At 41.9% G+C, this 23,735-nt stretch carries 19 protein-coding genes; 11 read left to right on the top strand and 8 right to left on the bottom strand.

The annotated features are described in order from the left end of the window. Window positions 1-37 precede the first annotated feature (37 nt). On the top strand, window positions 38-1,207 hold the full coding sequence (locus tag ACTJKG_RS08355; RefSeq protein WP_440738932.1) for a hypothetical protein: 1,170 nt from the start codon (window positions 38-40) through the stop codon (window positions 1,205-1,207). Window positions 1,208-1,341: 134 nt separating this feature from the next. On the opposite strand, the gene ACTJKG_RS08350 is transcribed toward ACTJKG_RS08355, so the two are convergent. Further along, entirely contained in the window at window positions 1,342-1,761 is a 420-nt protein-coding gene (locus ACTJKG_RS08350; RefSeq protein ID WP_440738931.1) for a hypothetical protein, read from the bottom strand. A gap of 300 nt (window positions 1,762-2,061) precedes the next feature. Further along, window positions 2,062-3,783 (bottom strand): lysine--tRNA ligase, encoded by a 1,722-nt coding sequence (lysS, locus tag ACTJKG_RS08345; protein WP_440738930.1) that lies wholly within the window; start codon window positions 3,781-3,783, stop codon window positions 2,062-2,064. 504 nt (window positions 3,784-4,287) lie between these two features. Here lysS and ACTJKG_RS08340 point away from each other — a divergent pair. Next, complete coding sequence (locus ACTJKG_RS08340) at window positions 4,288-5,184, top strand: SMP-30/gluconolactonase/LRE family protein (RefSeq protein WP_172334992.1); 897 nt, start codon at window positions 4,288-4,290, stop codon at window positions 5,182-5,184. On the opposite strand, the gene ACTJKG_RS08335 is transcribed toward ACTJKG_RS08340, so the two are convergent. Then, the gene (locus ACTJKG_RS08335) at window positions 5,181-5,504 is read right to left on the bottom strand and encodes a hypothetical protein (protein ID WP_172334991.1); all 324 of its coding nucleotides are present in this window, start codon (window positions 5,502-5,504) and stop codon (window positions 5,181-5,183) included. The genes ACTJKG_RS08340 and ACTJKG_RS08335 overlap by 4 nt on opposite strands. A 576-nt stretch (window positions 5,505-6,080) precedes the next feature. Beyond that, a complete protein-coding gene (locus ACTJKG_RS08330) occupies window positions 6,081-6,473 on the bottom strand; it encodes a hypothetical protein (RefSeq protein WP_172334990.1) in 393 nt (130 codons plus the stop codon). A 179-nt stretch (window positions 6,474-6,652) separates the two neighbouring features. On the opposite strand from ACTJKG_RS08330, the gene ACTJKG_RS08325 reads away from it, so the two are divergent. After that, entirely contained in the window at window positions 6,653-8,635 is a 1,983-nt protein-coding gene (locus ACTJKG_RS08325) for a DUF1800 domain-containing protein (RefSeq protein ID WP_440738929.1), read from the top strand. 19 nt (window positions 8,636-8,654) lie between these two features. Further along, window positions 8,655-9,926 carry a DUF1501 domain-containing protein gene (locus ACTJKG_RS08320; protein WP_172334988.1) on the top strand — a complete coding sequence of 424 codons (1,272 nt, stop codon included), beginning with the start codon at window positions 8,655-8,657 and terminating at the stop codon, window positions 9,924-9,926. Between the two features lie 13 nt (window positions 9,927-9,939). Here the strand turns inward: ACTJKG_RS08320 and ACTJKG_RS08315 are convergent, their stop codons facing one another. After that, a complete protein-coding gene (locus ACTJKG_RS08315) occupies window positions 9,940-11,274 on the bottom strand; it encodes a sensor histidine kinase (protein WP_440738928.1) in 1,335 nt (444 codons plus the stop codon). A 163-nt stretch (window positions 11,275-11,437) separates the two neighbouring features. Here ACTJKG_RS08315 and clpB point away from each other — a divergent pair, with 163 nt between their 5' ends. Then, complete coding sequence (clpB, locus tag ACTJKG_RS08310; RefSeq protein ID WP_172334986.1) at window positions 11,438-14,059, top strand: ATP-dependent chaperone ClpB; 2,622 nt, start codon at window positions 11,438-11,440, stop codon at window positions 14,057-14,059. Window positions 14,060-14,242: 183 nt separating this feature from the next. Here the strand turns inward: clpB and ACTJKG_RS08305 are convergent, their stop codons facing one another. Together ACTJKG_RS08305 and ACTJKG_RS08300 are read right to left on the bottom strand one after the other, a co-directional pair. Beyond that, window positions 14,243-14,431 (bottom strand): hypothetical protein, encoded by a 189-nt coding sequence (locus ACTJKG_RS08305; protein WP_172334985.1) that lies wholly within the window; start codon window positions 14,429-14,431, stop codon window positions 14,243-14,245. A gap of 98 nt (window positions 14,432-14,529) precedes the next feature. Further along, on the bottom strand, window positions 14,530-14,919 hold the full coding sequence (locus ACTJKG_RS08300; protein ID WP_172334984.1) for a hypothetical protein: 390 nt from the start codon (window positions 14,917-14,919) through the stop codon (window positions 14,530-14,532). 188 nt (window positions 14,920-15,107) lie between these two features. On the opposite strand from ACTJKG_RS08300, the gene ACTJKG_RS08295 reads away from it, so the two are divergent. Then, window positions 15,108-16,718, top strand: a complete 1,611-nt coding sequence (locus ACTJKG_RS08295; protein ID WP_172334983.1) for a hydrolase — start codon at window positions 15,108-15,110, stop codon at window positions 16,716-16,718. Between the two features lie 178 nt (window positions 16,719-16,896). Beyond that, window positions 16,897-17,244 (top strand): phosphoribosylpyrophosphate synthetase, encoded by a 348-nt coding sequence (locus ACTJKG_RS08290; RefSeq protein ID WP_172334982.1) that lies wholly within the window; start codon window positions 16,897-16,899, stop codon window positions 17,242-17,244. Window positions 17,245-17,332: 88 nt separating this feature from the next. On the opposite strand, the gene ACTJKG_RS08285 is transcribed toward ACTJKG_RS08290, so the two are convergent. Beyond that, window positions 17,333-17,890: a hypothetical protein gene (locus tag ACTJKG_RS08285; RefSeq protein ID WP_440738927.1), complete on the bottom strand. Its 558-nt coding sequence runs from the start codon at window positions 17,888-17,890 to the stop codon at window positions 17,333-17,335. Between the two features lie 89 nt (window positions 17,891-17,979). Here ACTJKG_RS08285 and ACTJKG_RS08280 point away from each other — a divergent pair, with 89 nt between their 5' ends. The 4 genes from ACTJKG_RS08280 (at window position 17,980) to guaB (ending at window position 23,716) form a co-directional block, all read left to right on the top strand. Continuing rightward, on the top strand, window positions 17,980-19,188 hold the full coding sequence (locus tag ACTJKG_RS08280) for a hypothetical protein (RefSeq protein ID WP_172334980.1): 1,209 nt from the start codon (window positions 17,980-17,982) through the stop codon (window positions 19,186-19,188). A 125-nt stretch (window positions 19,189-19,313) separates the two neighbouring features. Then, a complete protein-coding gene (locus tag ACTJKG_RS08275; protein ID WP_440738926.1) occupies window positions 19,314-20,570 on the top strand; it encodes a M16 family metallopeptidase in 1,257 nt (418 codons plus the stop codon). Window positions 20,571-20,688: 118 nt separating this feature from the next. After that, entirely contained in the window at window positions 20,689-21,966 is a 1,278-nt protein-coding gene (locus tag ACTJKG_RS08270) for a M16 family metallopeptidase (RefSeq protein ID WP_172334978.1), read from the top strand. A 277-nt stretch (window positions 21,967-22,243) separates the two neighbouring features. Continuing rightward, the gene (gene guaB / locus ACTJKG_RS08265) at window positions 22,244-23,716 is read left to right on the top strand and encodes an IMP dehydrogenase (protein ID WP_172334977.1); all 1,473 of its coding nucleotides are present in this window, start codon (window positions 22,244-22,246) and stop codon (window positions 23,714-23,716) included. Window positions 23,717-23,735: the final 19 nt, after the last annotated feature.

The raw sequence follows: 23,735 nt of genomic DNA, 5'->3' as shown, positions 1-23,735 counted from the left end.
AAAAAAAACAGATCATTAACCTTTAAACCTTAAGCTCATGTTCAAGAAAGCTCCTCTGCCAATACTAACTGCCTGTTGTTTTATCGTTGTTCTTATCAGTAGCTGTCGTAAGGACTTACGGAATCAAAATGTTTTAAAACAAAATGAAATAGCTGTAGAAATGCAAAATTGGTTGCGTACTCAAAGATTCGATACACTAACCAGAATGGCTGTTAATAAATCCCTGAATAATATCAATTGGGAGCAAGCTATATCTCTAACTGGGGATTCATCAATTGTATATGAACTTGTCCCTATAAAGCCAGACACCATTGCCAAATTTGATGATCCACAGCTAACCCTTAGTAAATACTTTGTCTTAACTAAAGTTAACGGGAGCATAACAACAAATGCTTTAGTAAGCGTATTGGGCAATAAAGCCAATATAGAAAGCTTCCCGGCTTCAATTGTAAATTTTAGCCATGACAAACAAGAGAGCTTTACTGGAACAATTTCGTTAAACAGTATTACCGGTGTTTTTAAAGAAAGTAAAACATACGAATTTGGAACAATGAAACGACACTCGGTATTGCAGGCCATAGGTAAATCAACTAACAAAACAATACAGAGTACTAACGGCAAAGTTCTGCACAGTTGTTATAACTATTATTTAGTTACTTTTGATCAATATGGTGGCACTATAAGTGAGCAGTATCTATTTCAGGTTTGCGATCCTAATGCCTGTAATACAACTGCAATCTTTGGCCGAAAGGCTACGTTAAGCTTAGTTTTAAATTGTGGAAGTGACGGTACTGCCAGTGGGGGAGGTCCTCCATCTCGGATTGAAAGTGATGTTAACATCGAAGAATCCGAAAACACAAATGAACCAAGTAATAATCCTGCAAAAATAATGTACGATGCAGTTCTTCATTGTTCCTCTGATCCCAATGGCGGAGGAGCAATCGTGGAATCAGTTTCAAATATGCTAATGTGGGTGGTTAATGGCTCTTCAACAACGTACCTGCCTGACGGCACAGAAGATACCTGGTATACAACATTTCGGAGCCCCCCATCTTATGGTCATAGCGCTTACGGACTTCCAACGATTCAATTAACCTGGAGTGCGACAAAGATTACTAGACATACAATTAATAAACCTGGTCAGCCTACGGTTTCAACAGTTACGCAAAGAGTGGTGAGTAAAACAAAAACATTTAATGCATATTAAATCGTCTATCACTGAAAGGCCAAATCAAAGCATTTTTATTCGGACGGAACACTAAAACGGAAAGAGAATTGTAGACGAACCGTATCTAAACTTACAAAATGATTTTAAAACCAGGTCTAGTAAAAGAACTGGTTTTAAAATTTATCTTCTCGCAAACTATTAATTGCCGTAAGCGCACTCGACTCCAATCCCCTAACAAAATCATTCTCCTTTTCTATTTCTTGTATCGTCTTGAATCCATACTGTTGAAAAAAAACTTCAGTATGCACATAGTATTCCTTTAAAAATTGCTCTATGGACCGCACATCATGCTCAAACCCTTCACTCTCAAAATTAAACCGGGAATGGCTTTCGTAAGAAAGAAGTAGCTCATCATTCTCACCGGCGCAGTAGGTAATATCAAATGTAATGATGAGCGTATTTAATAATTCAACTTTTTTACCGGTATAACCAAAACCAGACTCATAACTACGCTCAATTAAGCTTTTAGCCAAATGCTCTTGGTTGAATATGTATTTGGTTACTTGAAAGGGGCTTATATTAAATATTTTCATTGAAATTTACTTATATTAAATATGTCTTTATAAAGCGTTGTTAATGTGATTAATATAGAGCAAGTTACATAATATTGTTAAAAATATGAGAGTTAATATCATATTTTTAACAATCTAATTACCCATGAGTTCAAAGGTCTACTCTTGAACTTTTGATAGGTGAGCGTCGACGCTCACCGTTTCTTGTTTAAGCGTGGATTCTTAAACAGGCGAAGTTTTAAAATTGCAGTTAAACAAAAAAGAGACGCACATCATGCGTCTCTTCAAAAATCATATCAATCCTTAAATCAAAGTCCGGAATTATGCAAACCAGGCCATTACCTCTTCTTTGGTAGGCAGGGTAATATCCAGTTTTAATTTTTTGCGCATGCCGCCCAGATCATTGAATACCTTGTTGGGGTTGGCGGCTTTGAGCTCTTCAACCGTGTTGAAGCCCATTTTGTTGAGTACGGGTACCCATTCGGTTGGTACGCCAATGTTTACAAAATCCTCGGCTGAAGGCGCTTTCGCTTTTTTCTCGGGGCGCATCTGTGGGAAGAACAGTACTTCCTGTATGGTGCTTTGGTTGGTCATCAGCATCACCAAACGGTCGATACCGATACCCAGGCCCGATGTTGGCGGCATACCATATTCCAGGGCGCGTAAAAAGTCGTCGTCCATGGCCATTGCTTCGTCATCGCCGCGGCCTGCCAGTATCAATTGCTCCTCTAAACGCTCGCGCTGGTCAATAGGGTCGTTCAATTCAGAGTAGGCATTCGCTATCTCCTTGCCGTTCACAAACAGCTCAAAACGCTCTACAAGGCCATCCTTGCTGCGGTGTTTTTTGGCCAGCGGGGTCATTTCGATAGGGTAGTCGGTAATGTAGGTCGGCTGTATCAGGTTGGCTTCTACTTTGGCGCTAAAAATCTCGTCGATCAATTTGCCTTTACCCATAGTTGGGTTAACTTCTATTTTGAGTTCGGCACAGGTTTGGCGCAAAGCAACTTCGTCCATAGCCGATACATCGATACCGGTATATTTCAGGATAGAATCATACATCGACAGTTTTTCGTACGGACCTGCAAAGTTGATCTCGTTGCTACCTACCTGCACTACTGGGATGCCATGTACTGCACGGGCCACGGTTTCCAGGCATTCCTCTACCATTTTCATCATCCATATATAGTCTTTGTAGGCTACATAGATCTCCATGGCGGTAAACTCCGGGTTGTGGGTGCGGTCCATGCCTTCGTTACGGAACATCTTACCAAACTCATACACACCGTCGAAACCGGCCACAATTAAACGTTTCAGGTAAAGCTCGTTGGCGATGCGCAAAAACAGCGGCATATCCAGCGTATTGTGATGCGTAGCAAACGGACGTGCCGCAGCGCCGCCATGTACGGGCTGTAGTATCGGGGTTTCTACTTCCATCCAGCCTTGCTCATTGAAGTAACCACGCATAGCGCTGATCACCTTAGAGCGGCTGATGAATATATTCTTGTATTCGGGGTTAACCGTTAAATCTACATAACGCTGGCGGTAACGCAGCTCCGGATCGGTAAAGCCATCATGTATGGTGCCGTCTTCCTCGCGTTTTACAACCGGCAGGGGTTTCAATGATTTGGAAAGCACGATCAGCTCACGAACGTGAACGGAGATCTCGCCGGTCTGTGTTAAAAATACATAGCCTTTAACGCCAATGTAATCGCCAATATCCAGCAGCTTTTTAAATACGGTATTGTACAGGGTTTTATCTTCATCCGGACAAATATCATCGCGTTTCAGATAGATCTGCACACGACCGGTTGAATCCTGGATCTCGGCAAATGACGCGCTACCCATAATACGACGGGTCATGATACGACCGGCAATCACTACATTTTGATAATTCTCGGGTTTATCCTTAAAGTTATCGGTAATATCCTGTGCCCAGGCGTTAACATCAAAAGCTTCGGCAGGGTATGGGTTAATGCCCAATGCCCTTAATTCTTGTAAAGATTTGCGGCGTATAATTTCCTGTTCGGATAGTGCAATACTCATGCTATAAACGGTATTTTAAATAGTTTGCAAAAATAGTGTTTTTAATGAGTTTGATGGAGGGTTTTTTTAACCCCCTCTAAATCTCCCCCAAAGGGGGAGACCTTTAAAAAATGTTTTTCAAAGCCCTCTCCTTTGAAGAGGGTTGGGTGAGGCCTAAACCGCGACATTGCGTGTTTGCTCTTCTCTCAACATTTTCGTATCTTTATATCAATCAACAGCCCGATACTCTGAAACAAGAGTACCGGGCTGTTGAGTTTAAGAGAAAATAGGATCAAAAATTAACATGTTTTTGTGTAGTTATTTGTTAGTCAATAATTTAATACTTTTTAAAGTTTAAAAAACTGCTCAAAATCACGCTAAAATTTGTTAAAAAGTGTTAAAATGGGGGCTTTTTAAACAATTTCGACCTGTTTTTATGCCGTTTTTGATCAAAAAAGTGTTAAAATTAAAGGTTTAAAAAGTTTTTTGAATGTGTATTTTAACCCGCTGAAACCTAACATAACCATGATGAAGAAACTAATTTCAATATTTCTTTTTTTGATAGTGGTATCAGCCAGGGCCTTTGGCCAGGATGCTACCGACCTGTACGATCCGGGCACCAAACCACAGCTGGTATCCAGGCAATTTTCCTTTACCGAAGGGCCAGCAGTAGATAAACAGGGCAATATATTCTTTACCGATCAGCCCAATAACAAGATCTGGAAATATGATACCGATGGCAAACTGTCGGTTTTTCTGGATAGCGCGGGCAGGTCAAACGGGATGTACTTTGATAAAAAAGGCAATCTCATTAGCTGTGCAGATGCTAAAGACGAATTATGGTCTATCAGCCCTAAAGGAAAAATAACTGTGCTGCTGAAAGATTATGAAGGTAAGCTATTTAATGGCCCGAACGATGTTTGGATTCACCCTAATGGCGGTATGTATATCACAGATCCTTACTACCAGCGCGATTACTGGACCCGCAAAAAGCCCGATCTGGATGGCCAAAAACTGTACTACCTCGCTAAAGGTCAGCATAAAGCAGTTATTGTCGACGCTAAATTTGTACGCCCCAACGGTATTGTAGGTACGCCTGATGGTAAAACATTATATGTGGCCGATATTGGGGATAGCAAGATCTATAAATATGATATCAATAAAGATGGATCATTAAGCAACAGAGCCTTGTTTTTTGCGCAAGGATCAGACGGTATGGCTATCGATGAGCGCGGTAATATTTACCTATGTGGAAAAGGCGTTACCATAGTAAATCCCAAAGGCGAAAAGATAGGCCATATTGATATTGACGAGCCATGGTCGGCCAATGTATGCTTCGGCGGTAAAAACAGGGATATCCTGTTCATTACGGCTTCCAAAGCGGTATACACCATGCAAATGAAGGTGAAAGGCTTTGATTAAAAATCTTGCTTTTCTATAAAACTGGCGATCTGTTGCTGTTCTTCAGGGTTGAGCAGGTCGCCGGTGTATTTCCATTGTTGACGCATGGGTTCTATAATGATGCTGCCCAGGTAATCGGGATTGGCTTCATCTGGGAGGTCGGCAGCACCTTCGGTGATCTCCAGGTCCTCGGTAAATAAGGTCGATTCGTTGTCAATGGCGGTTTTATAGATCTTGTAGGTGCCTGTATCTGTAAGATCTGGCCATAGGATGGGCTCAATAATGATATTTCTTGCACTGCCATCAGCATGTTTTAAAACGAGCGTCGCCGGATTTTTCATGGGTTATTAATTTAAAATAATACAGCAGATTTTAAGCTTTGTTTGCTTGCTAATTTCAAAAATGTATAGAAACAAGAAGCGCCCCTGATGGGCAGGGGCGCGTTCTAACCAATTATAAACCTAAATTATGAGAAGAGTTGCAAGGGAGGAGTCGAACCATCGTTTGCTGCCTGTCAGCTCCTTACAAATAACTATGGGACAAATATACAAAGTATGTTCTATATTGCAATAGTTTCAATGATAATATTTATGTGTTAACAATTTGTTAATCATATAGTATTTAGAATATGATATTAATAATCAATTAAGTGTCTTTTTTACAGCTACACCCTGAATATCAATTAGATTTATCATGTAAGGTATATTAACAATTAGCCCTATAATGGTCAAATTTTATGATCTGAGCATGGATTTGACACTTGGTTTGTAATTTAAATTGCTTTTGGCTGACAAAGTAAAGCCCAAAAACCGAAACATTTCCTTCATAACTGACGTTGCCTCGGCTTTTTAGATAGGTAAATAAAAAAGCTGTCCCAGATGTGAACAGCTTTCCGAATTTTTATGAATTGCATTAAATTATTGCTTTGGAGCAGCGCTGGCCGCAGCGGCAGCTTTTTTCTGATCGTGTTTCGCCTTTTTAGCGGCTTTCAGATCGGCAAAGGTCTTTCTCTGGTCTGCGGTTAAAATAGTATTTAATTTTCGATCGGTTTGTGACTGGATAGCTTTGTGAGCGGCTTTGTTTGCTTTTTTATCAGTTTTATGTGCTTTTAAACTATCCAACCTGGTGGCTTCTGTTAAGAATAGAGCATTCACCTCCTTGGTTTGACTTGTGGTAAGCATCAGCTTTTTCTGTAGGTTTTGTGTTTTATGCGCGGCCTTTTGTACAGGTGTTTTCGCTGGTTGCTGTTGTGCATTGGCCAATACGTTTAACCCGGTTACCAATGTTATGATTAAAATTAATTTTTTCATTACCTTTTATTTATGATTTGTGATGATATGACAAACGGGAGGCTATTTGGTTTAATAAACATAAAATGGAGCATAATTAATGAAAACTTAACACAAAAAACTCAACTTTATGGTTAAACCAAAACGTCATATTAACGTCAAAGTATCTGTAATTCATGATCCTGCGCAAATGATCATCTATGAAAAACACCATAAAGCACATCTGCTGCATCGCGCTACTTAGTCTGGGCATAGTATCGCTTTCCTCGTTTTTTATTGTGCATAGCCACAATTCACCTTTCAGATGGAGATTTCCGTATGAGCGGCAAGGTTTAACAGAAAGACAAGCGGCTGCGCACCTGTTGAGCCGGTTTACTTATGGAGCTACGCCCGGCGAAATTGATGAAGTTGTAAAATCGGGTCTTGAAAACTGGTTTAAGCACCAAATGGAGGCTAATCTTCCTGATGATTCGCTGAAGCGTATGTTATCGCAATATGATGCTCTTAGCTTGAGTAATACCCAAGTGGCTAAGGAGTTTCCGAAAAATGCGCAGGTACTGCGTATGGCTATAAGCGCGGGGGTAGTGAACAAAGATTCGGTGAAGGCCGACCAGAAAGCTTACCGTGATGTGCTGCAAAACTACATGCAGCAAAACGGTATGAAACCTGAGCAAGAGCTATTCAGGCAGTTTATCAATCAAAAAATATTACGCGCTGCTTATACTAATAATCAGTTACAGGAGGTAATGACCAGTTTCTGGTTCAACCATTTTAATGTGTCGCTTACTAAAAACGATTGCGCGCAATTTATACCTGCCTATGAGCGGGATGTGATCCGGCCTAATGCTTTGGGTAAATTCAATGATATTTTGCTGGCTACTGCTAAATCACCAGCCATGTTGTATTACTTGGATAATTTTACCAGCTCAGCTGCTAACAATGATATGCAGGCGGCTAAAAAGCCGATTCGTGCCACGCAACTGCAGAATATGATTGGTCAACCGGTAGATACCGGCAGACGTGCAACCTTAATGACTAAACTGAAAAAAGCAAAAGGTATACAGGGCCTAAATGAAAATTATGCCCGGGAAGTGATGGAATTACACACCCTGGGAGTCGACGGAGGGTATACGCAACAGGATGTAACCCAGGCGGCCAAAGTATTAACCGGCTGGACAATATATCCAATAGGAGAATATGGTAAGCTGGGGAAAAACATTATGGATAAAATAGGGACTGATCGTTTGGAAAAGCGGGGTTTTGTTCGTGATAGTGATTTTCTGTTCAATGCTAATCGTCATGATAAAACGGAGAAAGTTGTTTTGGGTAAGCATTTCGGTCCGGATGAAGGATATCAGGAAGGCGTACAACTACTAACCATGCTGGCCCATAGCCCTGCTACAGCAAAGTTTATCAGTCGTAAAATTGCGGTACGCTTTGTGAGCGATACCCCACCACAAAGCCTGATTGATAAAATGGCCAAAACATTTTTTGATAAAGATGGAGATATTAAACAGGTGCTTATTACGATGGTAAGTGCGCCAGAATTTTGGAGCCCTTCGACCCTGCGTGAAAAAACAAAATCGCCGTTTGAGCTGGCTATTGGCTCTGTTCGCAGCCTGCATGCCACTATCCAGCAACCGTATCAGTTATACAACTGGATCAATAAAATGGGTGAGAAAGTGTATTATTACCAGGCACCAACCGGTTTCCCGGATAAGGGGCAATATTGGATCAATACCGGTTCATTGCTTAACCGGATGAATTTTGGTTTGGCACTGGCAACGGGTCGTATACCGGGTGTAAAGGTAGATCTGGCCGCGTTGAATAATCATCATGAACCGGAAAGTGCGCAGGCAGCTTTAACTATCTACAGTAAACTGATCATGCCGGAGCGTAAGCTAGACGAAACCATCAAACGGCTTACACCATTATTAACCGATCCTAACCTGGCGCAAAGAGTTGATGAAGCGAGCTCGAACAAACTTTACGTAAAAGAAGGGCAGCCTGCCAGCATGACCATGACCGCTCCTGAAAAAATGATGGCAGATAATAAATTGGCCGCGCAGGGTAAGCAACCAAATAATATAACAGCCATGCAGCCAAAGGGCGCTAATAATAACTCCATGTTGGGGCAGGTAGTAGGGGTGATCATCGGTTCACCTGAATATCAACGGCGTTAATCTATAAAAACATACGATCATGGTATCAAGAAGAGGGTTTTTAAAATCAGGCGGTTTAGCCTTATTGGGTGTAGGTTTAATGGGTGGCATTCCAGGTTTTTTAGCCGAGGCTGCCGCGAGCGAAAAGATCATATCTCCCTATAAAAAACGTAAAACGTTGATCTGTATATTTCAACGTGGCGCTATGGACGGTCTGATGGCAGTAACGCCATTTACCGATCAATATTTAAAAGATGCCCGGCCAACGCTGTTTATGTCGGCAGCAAAAACGGGGAATAATTCTCCGTTGATAGATCTGGATGGTAAATTTGGATTGCATCCTTCTATGAAATCTTTTGAGGCCTTATTTCGCGAAAAACGCCTGGGCATAGTGCAAGGTATCGGGTCGCCCAATAATACTCGTTCGCATTTTGACGCGCAGGATTATATGGAGTCGGGCACGCCATTTAACAAGGGTACATCAAGCGGCTGGCTTAACCGGGCGGTTGGTTTACTGGGGCATGATGCCTTAACGCCTTTTACCGCTGTGAGTATGACATCAGCCATGCCGCGGTCTTTTTATGGGGATAACCCTTCGGTGTCTATCAGTAATTTGCAGGATTTCGCCATCCAGATGCGCGGTAATCCCATGGGGGCCAATATGGCTTCCAAAAGTTTTGAAGATCTGTATGATCAAACTTCATCGGGCTTGTTAAAGCAAACCGGTAAAGAAAGCTTTGAGGCGGTTAAAATGCTGCAGAAAACAAATATCAAAAATTATACGCCAGCCAATAACGCGGTATATCCCAATTCGGCCCTGGGTAATTCCTTAAAACAAATTGCCCAATTGGTTAAAATGGAGGTGGGATTGGAGGTAGCTTTTGCCGAATCAAACGGCTGGGATACGCACTTCAACCAAGGAACCGAGAACGGGATATTTGCCCGTAACGTGGCGGATTTGAGTGATAGCATCGCCGCCCTATGGTGTGATCTGGAAGCTTACCAGGATGATGTGACCGTGATGACCATGACCGAATTTGGGCGCACTGTACACCAAAACGGTACCGGTGGCACCGATCATGGCCGGGCGTCATGTAATTTTATCCTGGGGAATGATATTAACGGCGGCTTGGTGCATGGCAATATGCAACCCTTAGCTGTGGAAAACCTGGAAGATGGGCGCGACCTTGCGGTTACCACCGATTTCAGAAGCGTTTTTAGCGAAGTGGCGGATAGGCATCTGAGTATTAACAATGATCATATTCTGTTTCCGGATTGGAAAGGGGATAGGATAGGAGTAATGCGGGGATAATTTCCTATCCCAGTCACGAAATAGGTAGTTTGATATAAAAAACTGTACCACGGCCCACGATGCTTTCCACATCGATGATGCCGTTATGTTTTTCGACTATCTGGCGTACAATGCTTAAACCCAGGCCGGTTGACTCTTCGCCTCTGACGCCTGTTCTGCGTGCTTTTGAAAAGCGGTTAAATATGTCAGGAAGTATATCGGCTGGTATGCCCAGGCCGTAATCCTGTACCTCAATAATCAGTTCCTCGGCTTTTTTATTCAGCCTGACGTCTACACGACTGTTATCTTTCGAAAATTTGATGGCGTTGCTAATCAGGTTGTCTATGGCTCGATGCAACTTTTCCTTATTTACTTTGGCATAAGCCGGATTTACATGGCTGGTAAATATCACATCCGTTTTAAGGTCCTGCTGTATCTCCCAGTCGTTCACGATGCTTTTTAACAATTGATTCAGCTCCGTTCTTTCCATTACAAAAACATCGTTGGTATCATTACGGGCAGCTTCCAGGAGGTCGTCAATAATATTTCGGGCTTTAATGCAGGATGCTTTCATCATGTTAAGATTCTCCTGCATTTCATCGTTTAAGTCATGATCCATTTCCATGATCATGGCCAGTGATTCTACCGCGGCGATAGGGTTACGCAAGTCATGTGCTACCATACCCAATACCTGGTTCTTAAACTCGCCTGCTTTTTCTATCTCTACGTTTTTTTCCCTGATCTCGATCACCTGCTGGTAATAATTAACCTTGTAGGAGAAAAAATACCTGGAAGTAAGGTAAAAGGCCGAAAGCAAAATAGCCGATATCAGCTGATTATACACCATTTGAGTAGAGCTGGTTTGGCTATAGAATAGCAGACCGGTAAACAATATTTCAATAGTTATGATCAATATAATGGTTTCATAATATTCAAATACGTATATAGCACTTATCAAACTTAAGGCAATCAGGTACAAGGTTAAAGCATTACTGGGATCTGATGTGGCAATAAAGCTGGAATACATACCACAGGAAATGATGTAGACCGAAAACAGGAATACCAGGAGTGCCATTGCGGCAGTCGCTTTCTTGTGGCTTTTGAAATTAGCGATCAACAGATTGCTGAAGATCAAAAAAACAGGGGTGATAATAATAAACACCCAATTACTTAAACTAAACTCCGGGAAGTTTTGAGCGCGCGTAAGACTTACCGGGAAAACAAAGTATAATATCCTTATAATAACATTCAGTACAAGAAATATAATGCTTCCAGCTCTTATAGCCACCAGATTTTGATAGGTATAATAGTCCCGGTATGACGCCCTGTATTTTGCCGGCAGGCTATTAAAAAAGAAATGAGTATTCAATGGTATCGCATATAAGGCTGTGTGGCAAAAATATCAAAATTTAATAAGAAATTTTTCAAATAATAACAAGTCAAAATGTCGTTTCAGTTTATATTTACCTGACTTTTTTTCACTTAACATTAAGTGGCAAGCGTTTTGATTAATACTCATCAAACATATCAGTATGAACTTTAACAACTTTACCATAAAAGCCCAGGAAGCTGTACAAAAGGCTTCGGAAATTGCCGTTGGAAATCAACAACAGGCAATAGAACCCGCGCACCTGTTAAAAGGCTTGTTGCTGGTTGATGAAAATGTTATAACCTATTTATTAAAAAAATTAAACGTAAACCTTAACCGGCTAAATGAAACGCTCGATGCGCAGATCAGCTCGTACCCAAAGGTAAGCGGAAGCAATATTTATCTGTCATCAGATGCCAATTCGGCCTTGCAAAAAGCGCAGGGGTATTTAAAAGAATTTAAAGACGAATTTGTTTCGGTTGAACATATACTATTGGGCATACTATCAGCTGGTGGTACTATCAGCTCGTTGCTAAAAGACCTTGGCGTAAACGAAAAAGACCTGAAGAAAGCTATTATAAGTTTACGTGGCGATAGCAAGGTAACCGATCAGAATGCCGAAGCTACTTATAACGCCCTGAATAAATATGCCCGTAACCTGAATGAATATGCCGGATCGGGCAAGCTTGACCCGGTTATCGGCAGGGATGAAGAGATCCGCAGGGTGATCCAAATTTTGTCGCGCCGTACCAAAAACAACCCGATATTGGTGGGAGAACCTGGTGTGGGTAAAACAGCCATAGCCGAAGGTATCGCCTTTAGGATCATTAAAGGTGATGTGCCTGAAAGTTTGAAAACCAAGGTGGTTTATTCCCTGGATATGGGTGCCCTGATAGCCGGTGCCAAGTACAAAGGCGAGTTTGAAGAGCGCCTGAAAGCGGTGATCAAGGAAGTGACTCAAAGCGATGGCGAAATTATCCTGTTTATTGATGAGATCCACACGCTGGTAGGTGCCGGTGGTGGCGAAGGTGCCATGGATGCGGCCAATATATTAAAGCCTGCATTGGCCCGTGGTGAGCTACGGTCAATTGGTGCTACCACGCTTAACGAATATCAGAAATACCTGGAAAAAGATAAAGCACTGGAACGCCGTTTTCAAAAGGTGATGGTGGAAGAACCTGATGCTGCCGATGCCATATCTATTTTACGTGGCTTAAAGGAACGTTACGAAACCCACCACAAGGTGCGGATCAAAGACGAGGCTATTATAGCCGCGGTAGAGATGTCGCAACGCTACATTTCTGACAGGTTTTTACCCGATAAAGCGATTGACCTGATGGACGAGGCCGCCTCTAAATTACGTTTAGAGATGGATTCGGTACCCGAAGTGGTTGATGAACTGGAACGCCGTATTATGCAGTTAGAAATTGAACGCGAAGCTATCAAAAGAGAAAAGGATGATCGTAAAGTAGCCGAATTGAGCGAAGAGATTGCTAATCTCTCGGCTCAGCGCGATTCATTACGTGCCAAATGGCAGGGTGAAAAAGACCTGGTTGACGGTATCAATCAAAAAGTTGAACTCATTGAGAATTACAAACTCGAAGCTGAACAGGCTGAGCGAGCCGGTGATTATGGAAAAGTAGCAGAATTACGCTACGGAACCATTGTACAGGCCCAGGCCGAAGTGGAAAAATTGAAAGCCGCCCTGCTCGAAAATCAAAGCGATAGCCGCATGCTCAAAGAAGAGGTTACTGCCGATGATATTGCTGGTGTGGTGTCCCGCTGGACCGGCATCCCGGTTTCGAAAATGATACAAAGCGAGCGCGAAAAACTGCTGCACCTGGAAGAAGAATTACACAAACGTGTAGCAGGACAGGAGGAAGCCATTGAAGCCATCAGCGATGCTATACGCCGCAGCCGTGCCGGTTTGCAGGACAAACGTAAACCTATTGGTTCGTTTATATTTCTGGGTACAACCGGCGTAGGTAAAACGGAGTTGGCGAAAGCTTTAGCGGAGTATTTGTTCAATGACGAAAGCGCCTTAGTGCGTATTGATATGAGCGAATACCAGGAACGCCACGCGGTTTCCAGGTTAATTGGTGCGCCTCCGGGCTATGTGGGCTATGATGAAGGTGGTCAGTTGACCGAAGCTGTGCGCCGTAAACCTTATAGTGTGGTACTGCTGGATGAAATTGAAAAGGCCCATCCGGATGTGTTTAATATCCTGTTGCAAGTATTAGACGATGGCCGTTTGACTGATAATAAGGGTCGTGTGGTGAACTTTAAGAATACCATTATCATCATGACCTCTAACATCGGCTCAAACATCATTCAGGAAAACTTCCAAACGCTGGAGGATAGCAACCGTGAAGAGCTGATAGCCAAAACCAAGAATGAGTTATTCCAGTTGTTGCGTACTACCATTCGTCCGGAGTTTTTGAACCGTATCGACGAGATCATTATGTTTACTCCGCTGAGTCGTGATGAAATACATGATATCGTGAAACTGCAGTTTAACCAGGTAAAACAAACCTTGGCCGAAATGGGTATCACGATGGAAGCTACCGACGAGGCATTGGATTGGTTGGCCCAGTTAGGTTATGATCCTCAATTTGGTGCCCGTCCATTAAAACGTGTCATCCAGAAAAAGATCCTGAACGAGTTATCGAAACAGATCCTGGCAGGCACAGTTGATAAGGACAGTACCATTAAAGTAGATATGTTTGATAATAACTTTGTGTTTTTAAACACGCCCAAAGCTGCCGACGAACCGGTAAAAGAATAAATAATAATTCTATCATATAGCAAAGGGCCACCCATTTGGGTGGCCCTTTGCGTTTATTCTCCATGTGTCATTGCGAACGTAGTGTGGCAATCCCCTACTTACAGAGTAGCTCCGCTTATTGGGGATTGCCACGCTATCGCTCCAATGACGCGTTTTTTATGAGCTCCAAATTATATAGTTAGATTAAGGTTTTTCCTCGTCGTCTTCTTTACCTTTTTCTTCAACCATTTCAATTAAGGTTTCATTGTCAATAATTCTATCCCTGTTTTTTGATTGGGTTGGTGCTGCCCCGGTAATGGCCACACCGGTAACAGCTAGTAATAACAATACCACCAGGCAAAAAAGCCTGATGATTTTTTTTAGCTTTTTCATGCCGATAGCAATGTGAGCTTAATATGCCCTAAGCATACTAAGCCATTTGATGAAATTTATAAATACGGTGTTAATTGATAAACAGGCAGATTAGCCTATTAGAAGAGACGAGATGTATTGCGTTGATCGGCTGTGCGATACAAGTGATCGATGGTGTATGTGAAGTAATATTTAGCAGATGAAAATATCTGGCTTAAATGCCGGTAGCGGATTACTGCAAGCTTGTTATCGGTAAAGATACTTTGAATAGTATAGCTACTCTTTGCAAAGTAAGGTAATGCATTGCTACGAAAAGCTAATGCAGCTCTTTTATAACTGATCCCGCCTTTTAAAATAAAACTCTTATTGGCAAACAGTTCTGTTGTCGAAACCCTGTTGCCTCCGGGAATGCTCTGGCTTACATGGCCCGACAGCGCAAAAAAACTAAGCAGCAGACTAAATGCCAGCAGGTATTTTTTAAAAGTAGTCTGGATATTGCTATAAACCATATGTAAATATAGCTAAATAAGGTGATTTATGAATGTGTTATATTTTTATTTAAATGCCTTGCACTCATGTTGTTGATAATATTTAATAATATGTTAATATTGTGTAAATGTTTGAGTATAAACTTTTACAGAAGTTTACCTCACAATTATTTAGTACCGACACATATACAAATTTACCGAAAATCACTATGCTTAAATTTACCCAACCCGGGCTATTATTCGTAGCCTCTGCCCTTACCGGAATGCTGGTAATGGGTTGCCAGAAAAACAATGCTCCTCAAAGCCAAACTCCTGATGCGGCTACCGGAATCAGCAAAAACATCAAAACACAAGCGGTATCGCTTACCCAGGGTTTTGAAGTTGGCTCAACCAGCCCTAAAACAGCTTATGACGTAGCACCAGCCGGCTCAAGCAGTGGCGACAACGTTACCCTGTCTGGCAATTCATGGAACATGTTCGATGCGCTGATAGGTAACCTGGCCGCAGATCAAAAAGCAGGCTCATGGAGCGCCCGTATACGCAATACTGGTAAAATTACCATGTTATTTGATGTAACCGGTGGCATAAGCACTGTTACCATTAAATCCGCAACTTATAATGGTGATACTGCCAGCCAGTGGGGATTGTTTTACTCTGTTGATGGTGGCACCACCTGGGCTCAATCGGGTTCAAACGTAACAACCGGCGCATCATTGGCTTTACAAACTTTTACTATTAATGTAACCGGTAATGCACGTTTAGAAATCCGCAAATTAACAGGCGGCAGCAACCGTATCAATATCGATGATATCACTATTAATGATAACGGTGGTGGTACAACTCCTCCAGTGGTGGTTACAGGTAAAAAATACCTGTTTGATGCCAGTCATCTGGAAAACGCCGGCAGCGCCGATTGGCAGATAGATGCTGATGGTACCGAAAACGTGCCAATTTATACTGGTGGTACTACTGTTGAAACCAAAGCACAACGTATCCCAACCCCGTCATATACTGGTATCACTGCCAGCACTCCCGAAACTTACTGGAAAGGTGGAATATCATCATGGGCAGTTTCATTGGTGAAACTGGGCGAACTGGTTGAAACTTTACCGGTGGGTACAGCAATTACTTATGGTAATTCATCAAACCCTCAGGATTTGAGCAACTATGATGTATTTGTTGTAGTTGAGCCAAACCGTTTATTTACCGCTGCAGAAAAAACTGCTTTAATGAACTTTGTTTCAAACGGCGGTGGTTTATTTATGATTGCAGACCATACCGCTGCTACCACGGCCGGAACCGATGCCAATGGTTATAACCCATCTGACAGAGATGGTGATGGTTATGATTCACCACGTGTATGGAACGACCTGATGACCAATAACGGTATTAACAATAGCAATCCATTTGGTTTCAATATCAATTATGTTGATATCAGCGAAGGTCCATCAACCAATGTTTATACCGGTACTAATGCCAATGCGCAAAAAGTATTGAATGGCGCTACTGGTACAGCTTCAAAACTGGCTTTCTATAATGGTTCAACAGCCACTTTAACGCCAACAAATAACTCAAGCGTACAAGGTTTATTCTGGCGTAATTCAGCCACAAACGGTGGTAACAATAACGTAATGGCTTTATTGGCTACTTACGGAAGCGGTCGTATCGTTTGGATAGGTGATAGCTCGCCTGCCGACGACGGCACAGGCGATACTGGCGATAATCTGTTTAACGGCTGGTCTGGTGATTCACCATCTGGTTTTACCTCACACCCGGCTTTACATTTAAATGCTTCATTGTGGTTAGCTAAAGCTATATAAACTCTTTTGGATCCCGGAAGGGAGATTTCTAAAAACATCCTGAAAACTTACGAAGTTTCAAAAACTTCGTAAGTTTTTTTGTTTTAAACCCGGCTTATTCAAACAAGGAAGATGTTTTATGGTTGTACATGTAAGCAGCTTATGCTGAATCCTGTTACATTAAACAACCATCACCACCATGAGAAGTTACGAAACCTTAGTGGATGCCACTAACGATCTTATAAAAAGAGGATATACCGCCAACCTGAGTCTGGATGGTGATACCATAGATGATAAAGCACAGAATATCCACATGAGTGCTGATGATTTTGAAATTGATGAATTTTATCGCTTCGAAGGAGCCAGTAATCCAGACGATATGTCGATAATTTATGCTGTATCATCACCTAAGTATAATATTAAAGGTGTATTGATCAACGCTTATGGGACTTATGCGGATAATAGCGAATCGGCTATTGCCGCAAAGCTAAATCATCACCAGGTAAGCCATAATCTGCACAGAGAAGACAGGCCAACTTCGGATTAAATCAAAATTCAAAAGTAAAAAGTCAAAAATTGAAACTAGCTTGGTTATCTAAATTACAGATATAACGGATTTTAAAACTTTTGACTTTTTACTTTTGAATTAACTTCAGCGTATTTTTCGCGGCCGATCGCATACCTGCGCTCTTGTTGCAGAGGAATATTTTGAGCTGACCTTCTAATTCTTCTGCTATCCAATCATAACGGTCTTTTAAATTAAAAAGCGCTTTACCGGCAAAGGCTTTTACAGCCACCTTAACTTTGGGATCAATCATCCAGTCAAAAAGCTGTTCAACCACGGGCTCCAGGTCAATAGTTTGAAGTTGTTGCTTTACCGGGACCGGTGATGTAGTGTCGGTCATGTGCATGATCAATTTGGTATAGTGCCGCATGCAGCTGGGATTTTTCACCTCTTTGAAACGGGATGCAAAGTATTCCAGGTCATTAAGATAATGTTCCGGATCTTTCAGATACATATTCTCCAATATCCACACTGCACGAAACCCGATCACCTTATCCGGATGAAAGGTAATATCGATCAGATCGCGCAAGGCAAAATGCTGTTCCTCTAAGATGCGAGTCAGTTTCAATACTTTGGTTTTACCCAATGTGTGCGATAATTCTTCAGTAAGTTGTTGACGGGTAAGCATCTGATACAAATTTAAGACTTTTAATATAATCGAAGATGTTTTATTGGTCTGAAAATTGCTGGTTTTTCAAGTCACCTAAAACATATGTCATGAAACCGTATCTGCCATTACTGATCTGTTTGTTGTTTTCAATTAATCTTTTTGGTCAGGTAAATATTGCACCTATTCCGGGGTGGAAAATGGATGTAAGTAATGGCCATTATTCTTTCACCCCACCTGCTGGCAATGGGAGTTATGGGTTTAAGTATGAAATATTTCCTCCGGCAAATAATAAAGGCGATTTGATGGAATGGCTTAAAACGGTTACAATACAGGATCTGCGAACATCCGGATATTCGGCTCCTTTACCCGGCGAACCTCAGGAGGCTAAAGATATTCAAACGTTAACTACTTATTCTGTTATTGTTCAGGACGCCTCAAAGCGTAAAATAACAGCAATGTATTTCGCTTATTTAAGGCCCGATCATACTATCCGCTACGGAAAGGTGATGCGTTTGCGTGAATATTCCGGTAATTATATCAATATTGCTGCTACTCATTTTGTGTCGTTGGTGAAGCAAGAGGCTCTAACTCAAAATAGTGCTAATGGAGCCATAGCATCTGCCCCTCAGCAAAATACGAGCGCCTCCCAATCAATGCCTCAAATGAGTGGGAAAGGCATGTCATCTGCAGATATAAAAGGTATAGTATTACACAGCGAGAGTAGCTATGGCGTTGGCGGTATGCTTATATTTATATATAAACCATATATTTTGTTCAATAACGGCAGTCTTTACGAACATCCTGAAGTCAGTCCGAATGATTTAAATGTAACCCAATCCCGCCAGTCAGAACCCGAAAAGTGGGGCACCTGGAAGCTGAATGGAAAAACTTTAACTATTGTACATGGCAGTAAAAATGGCCCAACGGGCAAATCCAACAATTGGACAGGCGGCTGGACATGGGCTGCCCCAGCCAAAAAAGGCGAGAAACTAACCGCCACTTACGGCAGCATTTCTGGAGGGGGTAATACGGCTATAGGTGGTGGTTCTATTACGGTATCATCCAAATACATTACGTTTAACAATCAGGGGCAGTTTACTTATGAAACTGTAGGAGGGGGGAGTTACCATGATAACAGTGGCGGCGTATCAGCCTATTCGGCAAGAAACACCGCCGGGACATACCTGCTCGACGGCTATTCCATAGAATTTCGTTTTAACAATGGGAAAGTACAACGGCAATGTTTTTATTTTTATAACGAAGGCGATAAAGAAATATTTGGCATTGGTAACCGGCCCTATACCATTTCTAAATAAATTAATCAATCGGAGGTATTAATTTATCTATCTGTTTTTAAGCTTTTTGTAATTTATACTTTGTAAGTATATACACCCAAAGCTAAAAATTATACCTTTACCCGTTTTTAAATTAAAATTACTACATGGTTAAATTCAACCGTTTCACACTGGATAATGGTCTTCGGGTTATTGTTCACGAAGATAATACGACACCTATGGCGGTGCTTAACATTCTGTATGATGTAGGCGCCCGCGACGAAGATCCCGAGCAAACCGGTTTCGCGCATTTGTTTGAACACCTGATGTTTGGTGGATCTGTAAATATACCCAGCTACGATGAGCCCTTGCAAAGGGTAGGAGGCGAAAACAATGCCTTTACCAGTAACGATATCACTAACTATTATATCACGCTTCCGTCGGCTAATATCGAGACCGCCTTTTGGTTGGAGAGTGATAGAATGCTGAGCCTGGCTTTTAGCGAAAAAAGCCTGGAGGTACAGCGTAACGTGGTTATAGAGGAATTTAAGCAACGTTACCTGAACCAGCCCTACGGCGATGTGTGGTTAAAATTGCGCCCACTGGCATACAAACATCATCCGTATCGTTGGGCTACCATTGGTAAAACCATTAAACACATTGAAGATGCCCGCATTGAGGATGTAAAAGCCTTCTTTAAAAAACACTATAACCCTCAAAATGCCATTATGGTAGTTGGGGGTGATGTAACTACCGAGCAGGTAAAACAGCTTGCCGAAAAGTGGTTTGCGCCGATCCCCGCTGGTGAAAAATATCATCGTAACCTGCCGCAGGAACCGGAACAGCATGAAGAACGCCGCGAAACGGTTACCGCTAAGGTGCCGTTGAACGATGTTTATATTAGTTTTCAGATGGGTGGCCGATTGGATGATGACTTTTATGCAACAGAGTTATTGTCTGATGTGCTTTCCCGCGGTAATTCCTCACGTTTATACCGCAGTTTAGTTCAGGACAGACAGATATTCAGCGAAGTACACGCGTACATCACCAGTAGCCTGGATAAGGGCATGTTTATACTGGAAGGCAAGCCGCTTGAGCATATCAGCATTGAACAGGCGGAGGCCGCTTTGTGGGAGGAATTAGAGAAAGTTAAAAATGAAGAGATCCCGGCTGATGAACTGACCAAAGTGCAGAACAAAACTGAATCGACGATGGTTTTTTCGGAAATGTCTTTATTGGATAAAGCGATGAACCTGGCATCGTTTGAGTTGTTGGGTGATGCCGAAATGCTTAACCAGGAAACATCTAAATATCTGGCGGTAACAGCTGCTCAGATAAAAGATACAGCCACTAAGATATTCAGAAAGGATAATTCTTCAACCCTCGTTTATTTAGCCGAAAAAACTGAATCGGCGTTGGCTTAAAAATAGTCTGAATCAGAATTTACAGGATTAATGAATTTACGGAATAATGAGGTCATATTTAATTCTGTAAATTTTTAAATTCAGTAAATTCTGATTCTGACAACTAAACAAACAAAATATGATCGATAGAAAATTAGCCCCGGATTTTAAGGCTATTGAAAATATAAACCTCATCAAACCCGAACATAAAAAGCTGGATAACGGCTGTAATGTTTATTGCTTTAACTCGGGCGATCAGGAACTGGTGCGGATAGAATGGATATTTAACAACCTGCGTTTTGACGCGGCTAAGCCATTGCTTAACATGGCTGTAAATACCATGCTTACAGAAGGCACAACTACCTTATCGGCCTCTGAAATTGCCGATAAAATTGATTTTTATGGCGCTTTTTTACAGGTTGATTACGGGTATGAAAATTCTCTGGTTACCTTGTACAGTTTAAATAAGCATTTACATCATACGCTGCCCGTAATTCTGGATATTCTTACAAATTCTGTATTCCCCGAAAAGGAACTGGAAACTTTTAAGCGTAATCAGCAACAAAAATTGCAGGTTAGTCTCCAAAAGAATGATGTAGTTGCCCGCCGCGATTTTAATAAAGCTATTTACGGCGAAACTATCTATGGACTGGGAGCAACCTTTGATAATTACAAAAGTTTACAGCGCGAAGACCTGCTGGCACATTTTAAACAAATGTACCAGCCATCAAACTGTACCTTGATCATCGCCGGAAAAATTGAGCCCGAAACCTTAACGCTCATCAAAGATACTTTTGATAAAAACTGGACAAATGGTCCTGTTGCTGCAGATACCAGCCAGCCTGAGTTAAAACCAGCCACCGAGTTGTTTTACTTTACCGAGAAGCCGGATGCCCTGCAATCAGCTATCAGGATAGGGTTACCAACTGTTAATCGTAACCATCCCGATTTTCAACCTTTACAGGTATTGAACACCGTATTAGGTGGTTATTTCGGATCACGACTGATGGCTAATATCCGTGAGGATAAAGGATATACCTATGGTATAGGCTCTGGGCTCAGCTCATTTAAACAGGGTGGCGCTTTCTTTATCGCTACCGAAGTTGGTGCTGATGTATGTAAAGCCGCCGTGGGCGAAATTGAAAAAGAGCTCGGACTGCTCAAAACCGAATTGATACCTGAAGAAGAATTATCACTGGTTCGCAATTTTATGCTGGGATCTTTATTAGGCAGCTTGGAGAATGTTTTTTCCCATGCTGATAAATTCAAAAGCATTTATTTTGCCGGTTTAGATTATGATTATTACGACAGGTATGCAACTACAGTAAAAACAACAACCGCTGTTGAATTACGTGACCTCGCCAATAAATACCTCAACTTTAATCAGTTTTACAAAGTGATTGTAGGGAAATATTAAGATTTACTAATATGAAATTGTCATTCTGAGCGGAGCGAAGAATCTTTGGGACGCTATGCAAGTCTTTGAAAAATAGATCCTTCGTTCCTCAGGATGACAAATAATAAATTTAAGGGCAATCAAATCCGAAATCGAACATCCGAAATCCGAAATAGAGATTTATCATATAAAGGCAATTTTCCCTGTACTTTTAAATAAATCCGAAATCGAACATTTGAAATCCGAAATATTTATTACCTTTGCCCGGCAAATAATAACTCCAAAATAATTATTTGCTATGCAGTTAGACCCATCAAAATTTGTTGCCGAAGGATTAACTTACGACGACGTTTTACTACTCCCGGCTTATTCAGAAGTTTTACCGCGCGAAGTTAACACCAGTACTTTTTTAACAAAAAGCATTCGATTAAACATCCCAATTATCTCAGCAGCTATGGACACCGTTACCGAATCTGGTTTGGCTATTGCTATTGCCCAGGCTGGTGGTATAGGCATGTTGCACAAAAACATGACCATACAGGCCCAGGCCGACGAGGTACGCAAAGTTAAACGTTCTGAAAGTGGCATGATACAGGATCCTGTAACACTATTGGAAGATGCGCTGCTTGCAGATGCTTTTCAGATCATGAAAGAGTTTAGTATTGGTGGTATCCCGGTAATTGACGCTGACCACAAACTGAAAGGTATCATCACCAACCGCGATCTTCGTTTCCAGAAAGATATGTCGGTGCCGGTAAGCGATGTAATGACCAAAACAGGTTTGATCACAGCGCCCGAAGGTACTACGCTGACTGAGGCTGCTGCTATTTTACAAGGTAACAAAATTGAAAAGCTGCCTGTAATAAACAAAGATGGTAAACTGGTAGGTTTGATCACTTACAAAGACATACAAAAAGTAAAAAACTTCCCTAATGCCTGTAAAGACGAATTTGGTCGGTTACGTGTAGGTGCCGCTGTTGGAGTTGCTGCGGATAACATTGATCGCGTTACAGCGCTGGTTAATGCCGGTGTGGATGTGGTTACGGTTGATACGGCCCACGGTCATTCAAAGGGAGTTATTGATATGGTTAAGGCGGTTAAAAAATTATATCCAAACTTACAGGTTATAGCCGGGAATATAGCAACCGGCGATGCTGCGCTTGCACTTGCTGACGCCGGTGCAGACGCTGTAAAAGTAGGTATTGGTCCGGGTTCTATATGTACTACCCGTATTATTGCTGGTGTGGGCGTTCCACAACTTTACGCAGTTTATGAGTGTGCCAAAGCACTGGAAGGCCGTGGTATACCGGTAATTGCCGATGGAGGTATTAAACAAACCGGTGATATTGTTAAGGCTATCGCTGCGGGTGCAAGCTCTATCATGGCTGGCTCACTGTTTGCCGGTGTTGAAGAATCACCGGGTGAAACCATTATCTATGAAGGCCGTAAATTTAAATCATACCGGGGTATGGGTTCGGTTGAAGCTATGGCTAAAGGCTCAAAAGATCGTTACTTCCAGGATGAAACCGATGTGGTTACCAAATTGGTTCCGGAAGGTATCGTTGGTCGTGTGCCGTTTAAAGGCAATATGGCCGAGGTAATATTCCAGTACATTGGTGGTTTACGCGCAGGTATGCACTACTGTGGTGCTGCCAATATCGAAGATCTGCAAAGAGCCAAATTTGTACGCATCACCGCAGCTGGTATGCGCGAGAGCCATCCGCACGATATTACGATCACTAAAGAAGCACCAAACTATACCAGCAGGTAATTTCAGGAAAGAATGTAAT

The sequence above is a fragment of the Mucilaginibacter sp. 22184 genome (genome assembly GCF_052045695.1).
Taxonomy (GTDB): Bacteria; Bacteroidota; Bacteroidia; order Sphingobacteriales; family Sphingobacteriaceae; genus Mucilaginibacter.
This window is presented reverse-complemented; position numbering and strand designations above follow the sequence as displayed.